The 17,378-nt window shown below is 67.5% G+C and carries 13 protein-coding genes and 2 rRNA genes; 11 read left to right on the top strand and 4 right to left on the bottom strand.

All coding sequences use genetic code 11. The features are described from left to right. The 5 genes from EYS21_RS22020 to EYS21_RS22000 form a co-directional block, all read left to right on the top strand. Positions 1 to 109, top strand: a 23S ribosomal RNA gene (locus tag EYS21_RS22020); the annotation flags it as partial. Positions 110 to 314: 205 nt separating this feature from the next. Continuing rightward, positions 315 to 431 (top strand): 5S ribosomal RNA (gene rrf / locus EYS21_RS22015). A gap of 445 nt (positions 432 to 876) precedes the next feature. After that, positions 877 to 1,164, top strand: coding sequence for an HU family DNA-binding protein (locus EYS21_RS22010; protein WP_056341443.1), 288 nt, complete (start codon positions 877 to 879; stop codon positions 1,162 to 1,164). Positions 1,165 to 1,263: 99 nt separating this feature from the next. After that, on the top strand, positions 1,264 to 3,405 hold the full coding sequence (locus EYS21_RS22005; protein WP_131135374.1) for a cytochrome c oxidase assembly protein: 2,142 nt from the start codon (positions 1,264 to 1,266) through the stop codon (positions 3,403 to 3,405). After that, positions 3,405 to 5,438 (top strand): NHL domain-containing thioredoxin family protein, encoded by a 2,034-nt coding sequence (locus EYS21_RS22000; protein WP_131135373.1) that lies wholly within the window; start codon positions 3,405 to 3,407, stop codon positions 5,436 to 5,438. Before EYS21_RS22005 ends, EYS21_RS22000 begins: the two co-directional genes overlap by 1 nt. A gap of 188 nt (positions 5,439 to 5,626) precedes the next feature. Here EYS21_RS22000 and EYS21_RS21995 read toward each other — a convergent pair whose 3' ends face one another. The 4 genes from EYS21_RS21995 to EYS21_RS21980 form a co-directional block, all read right to left on the bottom strand. After that, complete coding sequence (locus tag EYS21_RS21995) at positions 5,627 to 6,619, bottom strand: hypothetical protein (RefSeq protein ID WP_207307858.1); 993 nt, start codon at positions 6,617 to 6,619, stop codon at positions 5,627 to 5,629. A 131-nt stretch (positions 6,620 to 6,750) separates the two neighbouring features. Next, positions 6,751 to 8,472 (bottom strand): helicase HerA-like domain-containing protein, encoded by a 1,722-nt coding sequence (locus tag EYS21_RS21990; protein WP_131135372.1) that lies wholly within the window; start codon positions 8,470 to 8,472, stop codon positions 6,751 to 6,753. A 4-nt stretch (positions 8,473 to 8,476) separates the two neighbouring features. After that, a complete protein-coding gene (locus EYS21_RS21985) occupies positions 8,477 to 8,947 on the bottom strand; it encodes a GNAT family N-acetyltransferase (protein WP_242633564.1) in 471 nt (156 codons plus the stop codon). Between the two features lie 55 nt (positions 8,948 to 9,002). Then, complete coding sequence (locus EYS21_RS21980; protein WP_131135370.1) at positions 9,003 to 11,024, bottom strand: FAD/NAD(P)-binding protein; 2,022 nt, start codon at positions 11,022 to 11,024, stop codon at positions 9,003 to 9,005. Positions 11,025 to 11,334: 310 nt separating this feature from the next. Between EYS21_RS21980 and EYS21_RS21975 the strand changes: the two genes are divergently transcribed. From EYS21_RS21975 to EYS21_RS21950, 6 genes are read left to right on the top strand one after another with little or no spacing between them, the layout of a single operon-like run. Further along, positions 11,335 to 12,423 (top strand): amino acid ABC transporter permease, encoded by a 1,089-nt coding sequence (locus tag EYS21_RS21975; protein ID WP_131135369.1) that lies wholly within the window; start codon positions 11,335 to 11,337, stop codon positions 12,421 to 12,423. Then, positions 12,420 to 13,271 (top strand): amino acid ABC transporter ATP-binding protein, encoded by an 852-nt coding sequence (locus tag EYS21_RS21970; protein ID WP_278184761.1) that lies wholly within the window; start codon positions 12,420 to 12,422, stop codon positions 13,269 to 13,271. Before EYS21_RS21975 ends, EYS21_RS21970 begins: the two co-directional genes overlap by 4 nt. Before the next feature lie 12 nt (positions 13,272 to 13,283). Continuing rightward, positions 13,284 to 14,330 (top strand): transporter substrate-binding domain-containing protein, encoded by a 1,047-nt coding sequence (locus tag EYS21_RS21965; protein ID WP_131135368.1) that lies wholly within the window; start codon positions 13,284 to 13,286, stop codon positions 14,328 to 14,330. Further along, positions 14,327 to 15,460, top strand: a complete 1,134-nt coding sequence (locus tag EYS21_RS21960; protein ID WP_131135367.1) for an LLM class flavin-dependent oxidoreductase — start codon at positions 14,327 to 14,329, stop codon at positions 15,458 to 15,460. The genes EYS21_RS21965 and EYS21_RS21960 overlap by 4 nt, the downstream gene beginning before the upstream one ends. Then, positions 15,444 to 16,277, top strand: a complete 834-nt coding sequence (locus EYS21_RS21955) for a DUF1684 domain-containing protein (RefSeq protein WP_131135366.1) — start codon at positions 15,444 to 15,446, stop codon at positions 16,275 to 16,277. The genes EYS21_RS21960 and EYS21_RS21955 overlap by 17 nt, the downstream gene beginning before the upstream one ends. Further along, positions 16,274 to 17,374, top strand: a complete 1,101-nt coding sequence (locus tag EYS21_RS21950) for an LLM class flavin-dependent oxidoreductase (RefSeq protein WP_131135365.1) — start codon at positions 16,274 to 16,276, stop codon at positions 17,372 to 17,374. The genes EYS21_RS21955 and EYS21_RS21950 overlap by 4 nt, the downstream gene beginning before the upstream one ends. Positions 17,375 to 17,378 lie beyond the last annotated feature (4 nt).

Below are 17,378 nucleotides of genomic sequence, written 5' to 3'. Positions count from 1 at the left end.
TGTGTGAGAGGCCCCCAGCCAGACCACTGGGTTGATAGGCCGGATGTGGAAGCGAGGACTAACGACTCGTGAAGCTGACCGGTACTAATAGGCCGATAACTTACACCACACACCAATGCGTGAACGGATTTCAAAAGACGTTCACACCAAAGCACTGGTAAAAAGAAACAAGACTGCTTGCGTCCACTATGTGGTTCCCAAACAACAAACCCACGTTTGTTGCACAGGAACCGAACAACTGAATAACAACACCACAATGTTGTAACCACAGATTTCCCACACACACCCCAGGGGTGTGTGACGGGTAGAAGGGTTACGGCGGTCATAGCGTGGGGGAAACGCCCGGTCCCATTCCGAACCCGGAAGCTAAGACCCACAGCGCCGATGGTACTGCACCCGGGAGGGTGTGGGAGAGTAGGTCACCGCCGGAACATCATTAGGTCGAGAGCCTCCAGACACAGTCTGGAGGCTCTCCCACTTTAACCACGCACCCACAAACACCACCCCACCCAGGACCCCCTCGCACATCCCGCAGGCTTCCGGCGGATCCTCTCTCACCACCCGCAACAAGCCCACCCGCCGTCGTAAGTGACAGAGCAACCACCCAAAACCCGCAACAACTGCGAGAGCGTCCGTGAAAAACCCGCAACAACTGCGAGAGCGTCCTGGGGGAGAACGCATGAGACGCCGGGGAGCGTCCGCTGTGGGCGCAATTCCCCGAAAAATCCCCTAATATCTGGTGATTTTAGTCAAAAAGTCGCGGAAACACGCGGAATTTGCGGTCCTCGTCGGCCCAAGCTGGTAAGTTTTCGAACAGTGGCTTGTACGCATGCCGCGTGCAGGCTCCAGAAATCATGACCGTCCAGGAGGACATCAATGGCTAAGAACCGTAGTGAACTTGTTTCAGAGGTAGCAGGCAAGGCCGGCACCAGCCAGGCAGCCGTCAACTCCGTCCTCGACGCACTGTTCGAGGTCTTCGAGACCTCTGTCGCCGCCGGCGAGAAGATCACCATCCCGGGCTGGCTCGCAGTCGAGCGCACCGACCGTGCAGCACGCACCGGCCGCAACCCGCAGACGGGCGAGACCATCCAGATCGCAGCCGGCCACAGCGTCAAGCTGACCGCTGGTTCCAAGCTGAAGGCTGCAGTCGCCAAGAAGAAGTAATCTTCTTCAACAGCAGCAGTGGAGCGGCAACCTGAGGGTTGCCGCTCCACTGCTTTAAGCCGATTCGCCGCCTCGGCACGCGTAGCGGACAATGGATAGGTGCCTTCCGCAGCAAAATCCCGTTCCACCGCACCCCAGCCAGCACCCGACAAGGGAGCGTCTGGACGGCTGGCCGGTGCCATGGGGATTTCCCGGCCGTGGCAGCTCGCCGGTCTCGCGGCGCTGCTCCTGGGGCTGACCGCGGCACTCCTCTTTTCAGGGGCGGCTGCGGCGCGTGAAGTCTCCGACCCCGGTGCGCTGGTCCGCTGGGGGCTCCCCATCAGCAAAGCCATCCACAACGTCGCCCTGGCGACGGTGGTGGGCGGCCTGATCTTCGCCGTCGGCATCCTGCCCCGGAGCGCCACCCGGCGTTCCAAAGACGACGACGGCCCGGAACACCCTGCCTTCTCCCGCGCTTTGGCCGTGGCAGCTGCAGCCGGCGCGGCGTGGACCCTGTCAGCCATCGCCGTCCTGGTGCTTACCTACTCAGACGTCGCCGGGCAGGGCATCTCCGGGGACGCAGAGTTCACCCAGGCGCTCGTCTACTTCATGACGGACATCGAGACCGGGCGGGCCTGGCTAGCCGTCACCATCATCGCGGCCGTTGTCACCACCGCCCTCTTCGGGGTGCGGTCGCTTGGGGGGCTCGCGCTCACCCTGGTCCTGGCGCTTGCCGGACTGGTGCCCGCCGCGCTGATCGGCCACTCCTCCAGCTCCTCCGACCACGAAGGCGCCATCAACTCCCTGGGCCTCCACCTCGTAGGCGTCAGTGCCTGGGTGGGCGGGATCATCCTGCTGGCCCTCCTTTCGGGGATCCTGACCGCCTCCAAGCCCGGCACGGCAGCAGACATCACCGAAGCCACCCTGCGAAGGTTCTCCGCACTCGCGGGCTTCGCGTTCGTCCTGGTCTTTGCCTCCGGCGTCATCAACGCCAGCATCCGCATCACCAACTGGGCTGACCTCGTCGGCTCCGCCTACGGCCAGCTGATCCTGGTGAAGACCGCCGCCACCCTGGTCCTGGGCGGCATCGGCTTTATGCACCGGCAATGGGTGATCCCGCAGCTGGGCCGCAAGGGCTCAGCGTTCTCCTCCCGCCGGGTCCTGTGGCAGCTGGTGGTGGTGGAGCTCCTCATCATGGGTGCCACGTCCGGCGTGGCCGTCGCGCTGAGCCGTTCCGCCCCGCCGCAGCCCACCACGTTCGCGCCGGACGCATCTCCGGCCTTCATCCTCTCCGGTTACGAGCTGCCGCCGGAGCTGACTCCCGAGCGCTGGCTGACGGAGTGGCGGCTGGACTGGCTGTGGATCGCTGTCGCCGTCTTTGGGCTGGTCTCATACTTCCTCGGCGTCACCAAGGTGCTGCGCCGGGGAGATAAGTGGCAGTGGTTCCGCACCGTGAACTGGGTCATCGGCTTGCTGGTGCTGACCTTCATCACGTCCGGGCCGCCGTCGGTCTACGGCCGTGTCCTGTTCTCCGCGCACATGGTGGACCACATGGCCCTGACCATGGTGGCGCCCATCTTCCTGGTGCTCGGCGCCCCCGTGACCCTGGCGCTCCGTGCCCTGCCGGCCCGCGGTGACGGATCCCGCGGCCTGCGTGAGTGGCTGCTGGTGTTTGTGCACTCCAAGTTCTCGCAGCTGGTGACCCACCCCATTTTCGCGGCCGGCAACTTCGCCGGTTCGATCGTGCTGTTCTACTACTCGGATGCGTTCGGGTTTGCGATGCGCGAGCACGTGGGGCACGAGCTGATGAACCTGCACTTCGCCCTGACGGGTTACATCTTTGTGTTGAGCATGATCGGCACGGACCCGCTGCCCCGCCGCGCGCCGTACCCCATGCGGCTGGTGCTCCTCCTGGCCACCATGGGCTTCCACGCGTTCTTCGGCGTGGCCATCATGGGCGGCACCAACCTCCTGGCCGCCGACTACTTCGGCAACCTCGGCCGGGCCTGGGGGCCGTCGGCACTGCTGGACCAGCAGATGGGCGGCGCGGTGGCCTGGGGCATCGGCGAAGTGCCCACGCTCCTGGTGGCGATCGGCGTCGCCGTGATGTGGTCCCGCTCCGATGCGCGCGAGTCCAAGCGCACGGACCGCGCGGCGGACAGGAATAACGACGCCGATCTGACCGCTTACAACGATATGTTTGCCAAATTGGCCGAACGCGACGCCAAGCTGGCTGAACGCAACAAGCTGGAAGGACGCTGATGAGCGAAACAGTACGCACCCAACTCCGGGTCCGCGCCTCCGAACTGGTGGGCCGCAACTGGTTGAATACCGGCGGCAAATCGCTGGACCTGGAAGCGCTGCGCGGCAAGATCGTGCTTCTGGACTTCTGGACGTTCTGCTGCATCAACTGCCTCCACGTCCTGGACGAGCTGCGCCCGCTGGAGGAACAGTACTCCGACGTCCTGGTCACCGTGGGCGTCCACTCGCCCAAGTTCGAGCACGAAGCCGACCCCGTGGCCCTGGCCGCCGCCGTGGAACGCTACGAGATCCACCACCCGGTCCTGGACGATCCCGAGCTTGAGACCTGGAAGGCGTACACCGCGCGCGCCTGGCCCACGCTGGTGGTCATCGACCCCGAGGGCTACATCGTGGCGCACCTGTCCGGTGAAGGGCACGCCGACGGCCTGGCCGTGCTCATCCCCGAACTGATCGCCGAGCACGAGGCCAAGGGCACCCTGCACCGCGGCTCCGGCCCCTACGTTGCTCCGGAGGCCACGTCGGGCACGCTGCGGTTCCCCGGCAAGGCGCTGTTCCTTCCTGCCGGACGCGGGTCGGCTCCCAGCGGCGGAGCGGATGCAGGAGCGTCCGACGGCGGCACTTCACCGGGTGCCGCGGCCCGCGGTTCCTGGCTGGTCACCGACACCGGCCACCACCGCCTGGTGGAGCTGGGTACCGACTTCGAAACCGTCCTGGCGACCTTCGGCACGGGCACCAAGGGCCATGTTGATGGCCCCGCCGGCGCCTCCGCCGATCACATACAGGCAACCGCACAGTTCAACGAGCCGCAGGGCCTGGTGCTGCTCCCGGAAGATGTGGCAGCCAAGGTGGGTTACGACGTCGTCATTGCCGACTCCGTCAACCACCGCCTCCGCGGGCTGTCGCTGCGCGACGGAAATTCCACCACCCTCGTCGGCAATGGCGTCCAGCGGCTGCTGGAAACGGGGCCTGCCCGCGTTGACGAGGACGCCGCCGGCTTCACGGGCCTCCTGAGCGAGCACCCGCTTGAGGTCTCCCTGAGCTCCCCGTGGGACGTGGTCTGGTCCCGCAAGCTCAACGCCGTGGTGATCGCCATGGCCGGCACGCACCAGATCTTCAGCTTCGACCCGCTGACCGGTGCTGTTTCCATCGCAGCCGGCAACGGCCTCGAAGGGCTGCTGGACGGCAACGCACACGAGGCCTGGTTCGCCCAGCCCTCCGGCCTCGCCGAAGACGCGGACGGCAACATCTGGGTGGCTGACTCCGAGACGTCCGCCCTCCGGAAGCTGGTGATTGACGACGGCGGCACGGTCACCGTGGAGTCGGCCGTCGGCAAGGGGCTGTTCGACTTCGGCTTCCGTGACGGCGCCGCGTCCGAGGCACGCCTGCAGCACCCGCTGGGCGTCACGGTCCTGCCAGACGGCTCGGTGGCTATCGCCGACACCTACAACGGTGCCGTCCGCCGCTACGACCCTGCCACGAAGACCGTGTCCACGCTGGCGCGGGGACTCTCTGAACCCTCCGACGTCATTGTGGACCACACCCAGGCCGCGGGCTCTGAGCCGCTGCTGGTGGTGGTGGAGGCCAACAAGCACCAGCTGGTCTACGTGCCGATCCCCAAGGAAGCCCAGCAGGTGGACGAGGGCGCGGTGCAGACCCACCGGCCCAAGAGCCCGGTTGCGCCCGGCCTCCTGGAGCTCAAGGTCCGCTTCACCGCACCCACCGGCCAGAAGCTCGACGACCGCTGGGGAGACCCCACCCAGCTGAAGATCTCCTCCACCCCGCCCGAGCTGCTCGTGGCCGGCGGCGGGACATCCGTGGGGCTGCTCCGGACGCTGGAGCTCTCGGCTGACATTCCCGAGGGCATCCTGCACATTACGGCGCGCGCTGCGGCCTGCGACGGACCCGAGACCGAGGACGGCGAAATCCCCGACCACGCCGCCTGCCACCTGTACCAGCAGGACTGGGGCATTCCCGTGCTGCTGCAGGCCGACGGCGACACCGAGCTGGTCCTGGACCTCCGCGGCATGGACTGAGCGCCGCCGTCGTGCTTTAGCGCTTTAGACAAAAGGCTGCCTCCCGGGACTTTGCGTCACGGGAGGCAGCCTTTTGAGTTCCCGGCCGCCGCCGGGCGCGGATTTCCGGGGTCCACGCCGCGGTCCGGCACCGAAACCGTGCCTGGCGTGACGCCGAGTAGGGCCGGTGCGGCAGGCGCAGGCGCAGCCTAGTAGCTCAGGAGCGGGGTGACTTTTATGGTGTCGCCGGCAACGTCCAGGCGGGTGGTGAAGCTGAAGTCCACCTCTTCATTGAGCGGGAAGTTCGTGCCCGTGAAGGAGTTCTGCTGGACCGCTTCCACCCGGGCTTTGCCGTCAAGCGGCGCCACCACCCAGCGGCCGCCGAAGGGCTCGATGGAGATTTCCGGGTATTCGGTGATGCTCCACTTGATGGTGCCGTCGTACACGGTGTTGTTGCTTGCGTAGTAGAACGGGCAGTCCGGCTGGAGTTTCTGCTGTTTCTGGGCCTCGGCGGCACAGGTGTCCAGGAACTCCTTGACCTTCGCCCCCACGTCTTTCCGGAGATCCTGGGTGGCCTGGGTCAGCAGGTTCAGCGGCGCGACAGGGATGCTGCTGGTGGTGACCGTGGCACGCGTGGAGGGCGCGGCAAAGTACTCGCCGTTCAGGGACGCCTCGTACTCGCCGGGGTAGAAGACGGCGAAGGAGTTGCGGCCGTTGGGCATGTTGACCGGCACACCGTTCACGGTCGCCTCGCTGGCGTTCACCACGGTGATGTCCACGGTGGGCAGCCGAGAGGGCACAAAGGCCCAGGTATTGAAGAAAAGCCACTCGGTGCCGGTCTTCTCCAGGATGAATTCGGAGCGCAGCCGGCTGCCGTCGATGGTGTATTCCATCGGCACCATGACCTGGTTGCGGGGACGTTCTTCGGCGTCGCCGATCTTGACGTTGGCAAACCGCGAGGCTGCTGTCTGCAGGGCTGTTCCGTCCAGCATGGCGGCGTTGGCCTGCGGCACTGAGGCGCGCAGCAGGCCCAGTGCCTTGCCGCCGTCGCCGCTGTGCAGGGCGTCCAGATACTCGCGTACAGGCTGCTGCGGACTGGCCACCGTGTTGTTCACGAGGTTCACCGCCACGATGGCCCCGGCCACGGCGAGCATGAGGCCCAACAGCCACCCGGCCGCGATCCTCACCAACGCTTGACTCATCTGCACGTCCCCCACGTTACCTGCAAGCCCGCAGATTCCCGGTGCCGGGGCCCCCCGGCGTGACGCGGAGTTGCCGCTTTTCCAGCGCCCGACGGCGGCACCCGGGCCCCTGGAACATCGTCAGTTTGTGCCTAGCGGCGGCGCCGGGACGACGTGCCGAACACGCCTCGGAGGAGTTCCCTGCCGAGCTGGGTGCCCATGGAGCGGACCATGCTTTTCAGTCCGCCGCCGAGTGCCCCGCCGAGGGCTCCGGCGAGGTCGCCCACCATGTCGCCGCCCGCCGGGGCGGACCGTTCCGGGGCACGCGGGGCGCGCCGTGCATCGACGCTCTCCGGAGCAGGAAACGGGGCCGGTGCCGGACGGCTGCTGGGCCGGCCCAGGATTTCCTCCTCGATCCTGCGCGCCTCGGCGTCGAGATCGGCCTGGCTGGAAGTCCCGGCCGAGGTGGAGCCGCCGGGAACAGGCGGTTCGCCCGGAGCGGCCTGCCCGGTGGGCGCCGCAGCCTTCCCGGTGAGCTTTTCGTAGGCGGAGACGTTGTCCACGGCGGTTCCGTATTTGGCCAGCAACGCCGAGCCGGCCACCGTGCTTTTGACCAGCTCATCCGAGCTGGGACCCATCACGGACTCGGGCGCGCGGAGCCGGGTGTGCGCCACGGGAGTGGGGGCACCCTTCTCGTTCATAACCGTAATGACAGCTTCGCCGATCCCCGCGGAGGTCAGGGTTTCCTCGAGGTCGTAGTCGCTGACCGGGAACGTGGAGACTGTGGCCTTGAGTGCCTTTGCGTCCTCCGGGGTGAAGGCACGCAAGGCATGCTGGACGCGGTTGGCCAGCTGGCCGAGGACGTCCGACGGAACATCCTTGGGCGTCTGGGTGACGAAGAAGATGCCCACGCCCTTGGACCGGATGAGCCGGACCGTGGTGGTGATGGCGTCCAGGAATGCCTTGGACGCGCCGTTGAACAGCAGGTGGGCCTCGTCCAGGAAGAACACCAGTTTGGGCTTGTCCAGGTCGCCGGCCTCGGGCAGGTCCTCGAAGAGGTCGGCCAGCAGCCACATCAGGAACGTGGAGAACAGCATGGGCTTGGTCTGCAGGGTGGGCAGTTCCAGGCAGGTGATCACGCCGCGGCCGTCCGGCGCCGTGCGGAGCAGTTCGGCGGTGTCGAATTCGGGCTCGCCGAAGAACCGTTCGAGCCCTTGCGCTTCCAGGTTCACGAGCTCCCGCAGGATGACGCCGGCGGTGGCCTTGGACAGGCCGCCCAGTTCGGCGAGTTCGTCCTTGCCCTCGGCCGAGGTCAGGAACTGGATGACCGAGCGGAGGTCCTTCAGGTCGATGAGTTCCAGGTTGTTCTTGTCCGCGAAGTGGAAGACCAGCTGCAGGCTGGACTCCTGGGTGTCGTTGAGCTCCATCACCCTGGACAGCAGGATAGGGCCAAACGAGGTGATGGTGGCGCGGACGGGTACGCCATTGCCGTCGCCGCCCAGGGCCAGGAACTCCACCGGGAACGTCTTGCCGGACCACGCCTGGCCGATGCTCTCGGTGCGCGCCGTGAGCTTCTCGCTGCCGGCAGCAGCCGTGGCCAGGCCGGAGAGGTCGCCCTTGATGTCGGCAAGGAACACGGGAACGCCTGCGGTGGACAGCTGCTCTGCCATCATGTGCAGGGTCACGGTCTTGCCCGTGCCGGTGGCGCCGGCCACCAGGCCGTGCCGGTTCATCATGGCCAGCGGCAGCCGGACCTGGGCTTCCTTGTGGAGTTCGCCGTCAATGATGGCGGCACCGAGCTCGATGGTGGCACCTTCCAGGGTGTAGCCCTTCTGGATGGTGGCGAGTTTCTCTGCGGTGGTTTTGATGGCCATGCCGCTAGCTTAGCGGCGGACCCGGGAGATTCTTGGTGAATGCCAGCGACTTTATGGTCTCCGGATCGGCCTCCACGTCGAACTGCGGCTCATACCCGGTGGTGAGGTACAGGTGCTTGGCTTCTGGCTGCCGCGGACCGGTGGTGAGGTAGATCCGCCGGTAGCCGCGGAGGGCGGCAAGCCGCTCCAGCTCGGTGAGGACCACGCGGGCCAGCCCCCGGCGGCGGTGTGCCGAGTGCGTCCAGATGCGCTTGAACTCCGCGGTGTCCGCGTCGTACCGGCGGAAAGCGCCGCCGGCCACGGATTCGCCGTTTTCCTGGATCATCAGCAGCGCCCCGCCCGGGCCCTCGAATTCCGCCGCCGGGTACCGGTTGAGTTCCTCGGCGGCGGCACCGCGGCCAAAGAGGTCGCCGTACCGGGAGTCGTATTCCGCCGCCAGCTCGTCCAGGAGCGGGCGCACCCGCGGATCGTGCATGGGCAGGTTCAGCACGGTCAGCGCCGCGCGGTTGAGGGGCGTTTTGGTTTCCACTTCAGGCCTTTCCGACGGCGGCTGGCTGGGCGGTTGCGGCGGCTCCGGATGGGCGGGTGGCAGCATGGGCGGGCTGGGATGCGACGGCGGCGTCAGCAGAAGGGGCGGCCGGATGCAGCCCGGCGGCGACGGTGAGGATGTGCCTGGCCAGTGCGTCGTTCTCGCGGAACGGTGCGGCGTTGGTGCCCGGCCGGGCGAAGGCTCCGGCTCCCCAGCCCGAGGTGCCCGGGCCGATGCCGAAGATCCGGTCCTGGGCCCGGCCCTGGGCGTCCACCAGCTGGTGCTTCCCGGACACCAGGAGCTTGCCGGTGGAGTGGATGCCGTCAGCGGTGAGGAGCTGCTGCTCGGTTCCGAGCCCCGCGGTGTGCACCGACTGGAGTGCCGGGTTCAGCGACCGGGCCACTGACGTTGCCGGCAGCCGGGCCTCGATGAAGGCCTTGGCCCGGACAGCCACGCCCGACTGCGCCGACGTTGCCACGAACTCGCCGGTGGAATCGTCCGTGTCCACGGAGACCTCCGGGCCCAGGAAGTCCAGGAGCCCGGCACGGTGGAGGGCCAGCATCTCCCGCAGCCGCCGCGGGGGCGGTCCGGAGTCCACGAAGCTGAAGAATCCGTGCCACCAGCCGTGCACGGTCTGCTGCGAGCGGGCATTGAGCCGTTCCGCCGGAACAAGCCGGCCCAGGTCCATGTACACCTTCAGGAGCGCCACGAACAGGGCCATCGTTTCGGGGTGGTCGGGCCCGTCGCGCAGGACGAGGTCATCTTCGATGTACTCCGCCACCGCGTCCTGCACCGCGGCATGGCCTGCGAAGGACTGGCCGGCGAAGGGCCGGTCCAGGCGCTCCAGGTCCAGGTGCAGGCGGGTGTCCGGGACGAAGGCGGCCACCAGGTCCTCGCGGGCCGCGCTGTACCAGTCGAGCGCCGCGAACCGTCCGGAAAATTCGTCCCAGCCGGTGCTGACCCGCTCCGGGCTGCCGGTGAAGAGTTCACGGTAGTAGCCGTAGCCGGCTTCCTTGGCGATCAGCGGCCAGAGGTGGCTGCGGAAGTCGAGTTCGGCGTTCAGGTCCAGGAGGCTGTCCACGGCGTCGCGGGTGAAGAACCGGAGCTCACCCGGGGCCTCGCCGCGCAGGGCAGAGGACACTTTGGAGTGGTAGGGCACACCGCGCCGCGACCCGGCCAGCAGCCTCGGTTCCCGGCCCGACGCAACGTACTGCAGGCCGCCGTCGTGAGTTTCCTCAAAACGGCCGCCGCGCCCTTCCGTGAGGAGGACCAGCAGGTCAACGAACGCCAGCCCCATGCCGGCGACGATCACGTCCTGGCCGGGGGCGAGGGGTGAATAGTCGACGTCGGTGGTGTAGCTGGGTGCCGCGTGGAAGCCGCCGTGCCGGGCGGCGAAGCCGGACCAGGCCTCCGAGGCGGCGTCCGGCCGCGAGTCCGTGTGGCCCAGCGCGGTGACCACGACGTCGGCCCGCACCTCGCCGCCGTTGGCCAGCCGCACGAGGTGCGTGCCGGCGTCGGACGCGGTATGGGAGGAACCGGCGGCGCGCCCGACGGCGACGGCGGTGGTGCGGTGGACGGTGACATTCCCGCCGAGTGCCGTCACGGCCCGGCGGAAGAACCACTCGAGGTACTGGCTTTGCAGCTGCCGGGTGGGGAAGGTGCCGCCGGTGAGGGTGCGCAGCTGCTCCCGGATGGCGAGCGGGAAGTCCGGAACGTCCGTGATGGATCCGTCGAGGACGCCGGCGGCCCACCCGGCGAGACCGGGCCCGTCCGCGGCAGGTCCTTTGCAGGCCACCGAGGAGTCGGTGAACATGGTCACGTCCGCCGCTGCCGAGTTGAGCATCAGGCCCGGGTGCTGGTCGTAGCGCCAGATCCTGCCGGAGCCCGGCTCGTACGGCTCCACCACATGGATATCCAGGGGGCCGGAGAAAAGAGCGCACCGGTTTGCTGCCAGCCGCTCCAGGACGCCCGCAGCCCGCGGACCGCCGCCGATAAAGGCGACGGAAGTGGCGTTGGCTGGCATGGGGGCTCCTGACGGGACGCTGATACGGCGGGTGGCTGTTGAGGCTGGACGGGTGGTTGAGTGCCCATGCTAGGCAGCCTTGACGGCGCCGGTCGACGGGCCGGTAATGCCCGTTAACTCCGCGTCACAAGGCGTCAAGGGGCGCAAAAAACCGACTCATGACGCCGTGCGAACTCCAGTGAAGTTATGCAACTTGGCGCCTTGCTGCCCCTTTCCCGGCCCGCCTAGATTTGCAGCCAGCGGCCCTGAGTGTTCCGGTCCTGCGACGAAAGTCCGACGCATAACAACCAGTGAAGAAGCGAGGTGGCGCATGAGTTCAGCAGTAACCAAAGTGACCCAGCCGGCAGAGTCAGAAGCAGCACGGCAGGCCCCCGAACCGGCGTCCACCGAACCGGCGACCACCGGGCCGGCGACCACCGGAAACGGCCAGGGTACGGATGGCCCGTCCGGCGCCACCCCGGGACCACGCGGTCCCGCCACCGACTACTCCGGCTACCCGCTGGTGGCCGCGAAGCATCCGTGGCGCTGGGTGGGAACGGCGGCTGTAGCGCTCGGCGTGGCCGCGGTGGCCTGGTCCCTGGCCACCAACCCGCGCTGGGAATGGGGCGTGGTGGCGCAGTGGTTCACCGCCCAGTCCGTCATCAACGGGCTCCTGGAGACGCTGAAGCTGACCGCCATTTCCGGGCTGCTGGGGTTTGTGCTGGGCTTCATCCTGGCGCTGATGCGGCTGTCCGCGTCGCCGCTGCTGGTTTCGGTGTCCTGGACGTTCTCCTGGATCTTCCGCTCCACCCCGTTGCTGGTCCAGATGCTGCTTTGGTACAACCTGGGTTACCTCTACGAGAAAGTCAGCCTGGGCATCCCGTTCACCGACGTCCGCTTCTTCGAGGTGCAGACCACCACACTGATCAGCCAGTTCGCGGCAGCAGTGCTTGGCCTGACCCTGAACCAGGCCGCCTACTCCGCCGAGATCATCCGCGGCGGGATCCTCTCGGTGGACCAGGGCCAGCTCGAGGCGGCTGCGGCGCTGGGCATCCCGGCCTGGCGGCGGTCCACCCGGATTGTCCTGCCCCAGGCCATGCGGGCCATCCTGCCCACCGCGTTCAACGAGATCATCGGCCTGGTGAAGGGCACCTCGATCGTCTACGTCCTGGCCTACTCCGAGCTGTTCTACACCGTGCAGGTCATCTACAACCGCACGCAGCAGGTACTTCCGCTGCTCCTGGTGGCCACCCTTTGGTACGTGGTGATCACCTCGGTCCTCAGCGTGTTCCAGTACTACATCGAAAGGCACTACTCCAAGGGCGCCGTGCGGACATTGCCGCTGACGCCGCTGCAGAAGGCCCGGAAATTCTTCGCCACCCACGCCGTGGCACCCAACCGCGCAAGGAGCCACCGATGAGCACTGCCACTGCTGCCCAGCCGTCCACGGAAACGTCCACCGCTGCCGCTGCCGCCGTTTCGGGGCCAACCCGAGGCCTGGTGGAAATCACCAAGGTCCGGAAATCCTTCGGAGCCACGGAAGTCCTGAAGGGCATCACCCTCACGGTTGAACCGGGCGGCGTGGCCGTCATCGTGGGACCGTCTGGCTCCGGCAAATCGACCCTGCTGCGCACCATCAACCACCTGGAAAAGGTCGACGGCGGCCACATCGCCATCGACGGGACGCTGGTGGGCTACGAGGTCCGGGGCAAGCGGCTGCATGAGCTGCGCGAAAAAGAGATCCTGAAGCAGCGCACCGGGATCGGCATGGTCTTCCAGAACTTCAACCTGTTCCCGCACCTGACCGCCCTGGAAAACGTGGTCGAAGCGCCGGTGGTCGCGCAGGGCCGCTCCAAGGAGGAAGCCCGGCGCCGCGGCCTGGAACTGCTGGACCGCGTCGGCCTGAAGGACCGTGCCGGCGCCTACCCCCGGCAGCTGTCCGGCGGCCAGCAGCAGCGTGTGGCGATCGCCCGCGCGCTGGCCCTGGACCCCAAGATCCTGCTGTTCGACGAGCCCACGTCCGCCCTTGACCCGGAACTGGTTAACGAGGTGCTGGACGTCATCCGCGAACTGGCAAAGTCCGGCACCACGCTGATCATCGTGACCCACGAAATGGGGTTCGCCCGCGACGTGGCGGACACCGTGGTCTTTATGGACGAGGGCCAGATCGTGGAACAGGGCAGCCCCCAGGAAATTTTCACCAACCCGCAGGAACCCCGCACCCGGAGCTTCTTCTCCAAGGTGCTCGAACCGGCTTTCAATATCTAAGGAACCCCCCGAATGGCATTTTTCACAGCCCGCAAGCCCGGCGCAGGCCGCGTCCGCTCCCTGGCCGCCCTGCCCGCCGTCGTCCTGCTGGGAACAGCGGCGCTGTCCGCCTGCTCGGACCCGGGCGCATCCGCTTCCGGAGCATCCGGCGAAGCCCAGACGACGGCGGCACGCAACGGCGTGGTCTACAACACCTCCCCGGACCAGCAGCGCATCCGCGCCGAAAAGGATGACGCGCTCGCGGCCAAGGTTCCGGAGCTGATCGGCAAGGACGGCAAGCTGACCATTGCCACCACGGCTGGCTCCATCCCGCTGACCTTCCACGCCACCGATGACAAAACGCCGATCGGTGTGGAGCTGGACATCGCCCAGCTGGTCGCCGACAAGCTGGGCCTCGAGCTCGACGTCCAGGTGACGTCCTGGGAGAACTGGCCGCTGAAGACCCAGTCCGGCGACTTTGAAGCGGTCTTCTCCAACGTGGGTGTCAACAAGGACCGCGTGAAGCTGTTCGACTTCGCCAGCTACCGGGCGGCGTACATGGGCTTCGAAGCCAAGAAGTCCGCCAACTATGACATCAAGGGTGCGGATGACATCTCCGGCCTGAAGGTGTCCGTGGGGTCCGGAACCAACCAGGAAAAGATCCTGCTGGCTTGGAACAAGGAGCTTGAAGGCAAGGGCAAGGCCCCGGCCGTCCTGCAGTACTACTCTTCCGACGCGGACACCATCCTGGCGCTTTCCTCCGGCCGGACCGACCTGAACATCGCCCCCTACCCGTCCACGGTGTACCGCGAAAACACCCGCGATGACCTGAAGGTCGTGGGCAAGGTCAACGCCGGCTGGCCGTCCGAAACCCTGGTGGCAGCCACAACGCTGCGGGGCAACGGCCTGGCACCCGCGATCACGGACGCGCTGAACTCCGCCATCAAGGACGGCTCCTACGGCGAGGTGCTGGAACGCTGGGGCCTGTCCGAGGAAGCCCTGCCGGAGTCCAAGACCATCACCGAGGAGAGCTTCGCCGCAGCCCAGGCCGGAGCAACCCCCACCGGAGCAGCAAAGTGAAGTTCCAGGTCCTGGACATCATCCCGCACCTGAAGAATCCGCTGACCGGGGAGATCGTCTCCACGGCCGACCGGCTGAACCAGGTGGTGGAAACGGCCCGCCGGGCCGAAGAACTCGGCTTCGACAGCTTCTCGGTGGGGGAGCGGCATGCCGGGGAGTTCATCTCTTCCTCGCCCACCACGGTGCTCGCGGCGATCGCCGCCGTGACGGACCGGATCCGCCTGCAGACCGGTGTCACCGTGCTGTCCGTGCTGGATCCCGTCCGGGTGGCCGAGGACTACGCCACCATCGACCAGCTGAGCCGCGGCCGGCTGGAGCTGGTGATCGGCAAGGGCAACGAAGTGCTGCAGTACCCGCTCTTTGGCCTGGACCTCGCTGACCAGTGGGACCTGCTGGCCGAGAAGTACGGGCTGCTGCGACGGCTCTGGCGGGAAGAAAACGTGACCTGGTCCGGCCGCTTCCGGGCCGCGCTGACCGAGCCCACCACCACAACGCCCCGGCCGTTCGATGGCCCGCTCCGGATTTGGCACGGGTCTGCCACAACCCTGACGTCAGCCGCGCTGGCAGCCCAGTGGGGCGACCCGCTGTTCACCGCCAACGCCATTCAGCCGCGGGAAAACTACCACGTGCTGATCCGGCACTACCGGGAAGAATACGAACGCCACGGCCATGATCCGAAGCAGCAGTACGTTGGTTCGGGCAGCGGCGCCGGCGGCGTGTTCATAGCCGACACCACCCAGGAAGCCATCCGCCAGTTCGGGCCGGTCTACGAGGCGCTGACGGCAAACCGCAACGTGCCGGGCAACAACTCTCCGTTCCGCGACATCCAGCACGCCGTCGCCGAAGGTCCGGCCCTGGTGGGCAGCGCGGAACAGGTGATCGACAAGATCCTCAGCTACCACTCGCTGTACGGCCACGACCTGCAGTCCATCTCCCTGCCCACCACGCTGCCGTTCGGACAGCAGCTCGACATCCTGGAACGGTTCGCCCTCGAAGTGATTCCCGCCGTCCGGGCAGCAGCGCCCACCACCCTCTGGGAGGACGCCGATCCGTACGGCAACCGGCCCGGATTTACCCGCACCGGCGCCACCGACAACACGAGCAGGAGTGAAAATGCCTACGCACACTGACACCGCCCTTGAAGCCTTTGACGCTGACTGGCAGGACTGGCACGCCGCCCATGAGCGCCACCGCGCGCATCCGCATGGCTTCCTGGCGGTGACCCACTTGCACTGGCTGGGCAGCGAAGCCACCCGGCTGGAAGGCGCCCCGGGCACCTGGAGCGCGGATGCCGACGTCGTCCGCGTGGTCCTGGAGCCGGGCGAAAGCCTGGAGCGGGACGGCAAGGAACTGAACGGCGCGTCGGGGGCCACCCTGGGGCTCGGGCCCATCGAGGAGCGCGGCGGCATCAACCTGGCCTCCGGAGACACGGTCATCGAGGTGGCCAAGCGCGGCGGAGAGTACATTGTCCGGCCGCGGAACCCGGAGAACGGGCTCCTGCGCGAGTACCAGGGCACGCCTGCCTATACACCCAATGCGGCGTATGCCGTCCGCGGAACCTATGTGCCGTTCGAGGAGCCGCGGCCCACCACGGTGGGCGCCGCCGTCGAAGGAATCCAGCATGTCTACGAGGCACCGGGCGAGATCCGCTTCAAGCTGGCCGGCCAGGAGCTGGCGCTGACCGCGTTCAACGGCCACGCCCCGGGGTCACTGTCCGTGCTGTTCACCGACCAGACCTCCGGCGCAACCACCTATGCGGCCAACCGCTCGCTGTCCGTGGTGCCGGCCGCAGACGGGTCCGTGGAGCTGGACTTCAACCGCGCCGTGAACCTGCCCTGCGCCTACACCGACCTCGCCACCTGCCCGCTGCCGCCCGCCGAAAACCGGCTGCCGGTGGCGATCGAGGCCGGCGAGAAGATTCCCTACGAACGTCAGGACCAGCTGTGAGCACAACAGAGCACACCACCGAAGAGGGCCGCGCCGGATTCCTGGCAATTGAGCTTGACGGAGCCGGGTGGGACGGCGGGGACTTCGCGAGCCTCGCCGAAGCCGTCCTCGCCGCCGAATCCGCAGGTTTCCACGCTGCCACCTTCGCTGACGCGCCCGTTCCGGGCCGGACCAACGCCCTGCAGCGCGCAGCCTACGCCGGGCCGGTCACCCGGAGCATCGCCCTGGTTCCCGAGGTGGACACGGTGCACACCGAGCCGTTCCACGTCTCCACCCAGCTCGCGAGCCTTGACTACGTCTCCGGCGGCCGTGCCGGGTGGATCGCCACCGCAGCGGAATCATCGGAGGCGGCAGCCGCCGTCGGACGCAGCAGCGTCACCGGCGCCGCGCTGGCACAGGAAGCCGCCGCGTCGATTGAGGTGTCCCGCCGGCTCTGGGACTCCTGGGAGGACGACGCCGTCATCCGCGACGTCGCCACCGGCCGGTACATCGACGTGGACAAGCTGCACTACGCCGACTTTGAAACACCGGCGGATTTTGCCGGGGCCGGCTACTCGGTCAAGGGCCCGTCCATCATTCCCCGGCCTCTGCAGGGACAGCTTCCGGTGCTTGCCGCCGCGTCGCTGGTGGGCGAGGGACAGGTTCCTGCGGACGGTGTTGACGCCGTGTTGGTCACCGCGCCGACGCCCGAACTGCTTGCCGCCGAAATCAGGGATGTCCGACGCCGGCTGGGAGCGTCCGTGGCGGTCATCGCCGAGCTCGAGGTGGTCCTGGACTCCCGCGGGCAGGCCGCCGTTGAGCGTTTGGCCGGTTCCGGTTCGGCTGCCGACGGCGGCCGCGCGCGGTACGCCGGGACGGCCGCCGGCCTGGCGGACCTGCTGGAGTCCCTCCTGGTGGAGGCCGACGGCGTCCGCCTGCACCCGGCGTCGCTCGCCCTGGAACTGGACGAACTTTCACGGCTGGTCCTGCCGGAACTGCGGCGCCGCGGCGCACTGCGTGCCCCGGTCCTTGACGGCACGTTCCGCGACCTGCTGGGACTGACGCGTCCGGCCAGCCGCTATGCAGACTCGTCCGCGGCCATTGCCGCCGGAAACTAAGGGG

Origin of the sequence: Arthrobacter sp. S39, from assembly GCF_004320525.1 — a bacterium.
In the GTDB taxonomy this organism is placed as follows: Bacteria; Actinomycetota; Actinomycetes; order Actinomycetales; family Micrococcaceae; genus Arthrobacter.
The sequence above is the reverse complement of the archived record's forward strand: the minus strand, read 5'-3'. Positions and strand labels throughout refer to the sequence as shown.

What these genes read in the sequence shown, in the direction of transcription:
- EYS21_RS22010 (WP_056341443.1), top strand. Translation starts at nt 877, where the DNA reads ATGGCTAAGAACCGTAGTGAACTTGTTTCAGAGGTAGCAGGCAAGGCC.
- EYS21_RS22000 (WP_131135373.1), top strand. Translation starts at nt 3,405, where the DNA reads ATGAGCGAAACAGTACGCACCCAACTCCGGGTCCGCGCCTCCGAACTG.
- EYS21_RS21995 (WP_207307858.1), bottom strand. Translation starts at nt 6,619, where the DNA reads ATGAGTCAAGCGTTGGTGAGGATCGCGGCCGGGTGGCTGTTGGGCCTC.
- EYS21_RS21990 (WP_131135372.1), bottom strand. Translation starts at nt 8,472, where the DNA reads ATGGCCATCAAAACCACCGCAGAGAAACTCGCCACCATCCAGAAGGGC.
- EYS21_RS21985 (WP_242633564.1), bottom strand. Translation starts at nt 8,947, where the DNA reads ATGCACGATCCGCGGGTGCGCCCGCTCCTGGACGAGCTGGCGGCGGAA.
- EYS21_RS21980 (WP_131135370.1), bottom strand. Translation starts at nt 11,024, where the DNA reads ATGCCAGCCAACGCCACTTCCGTCGCCTTTATCGGCGGCGGTCCGCGG.
- EYS21_RS21975 (WP_131135369.1), top strand. Translation starts at nt 11,335, where the DNA reads ATGAGTTCAGCAGTAACCAAAGTGACCCAGCCGGCAGAGTCAGAAGCA.
- EYS21_RS21970 (WP_278184761.1), top strand. Translation starts at nt 12,420, where the DNA reads ATGAGCACTGCCACTGCTGCCCAGCCGTCCACGGAAACGTCCACCGCT.
- EYS21_RS21965 (WP_131135368.1), top strand. Translation starts at nt 13,284, where the DNA reads ATGGCATTTTTCACAGCCCGCAAGCCCGGCGCAGGCCGCGTCCGCTCC.
- EYS21_RS21955 (WP_131135366.1), top strand. Translation starts at nt 15,444, where the DNA reads ATGCCTACGCACACTGACACCGCCCTTGAAGCCTTTGACGCTGACTGG.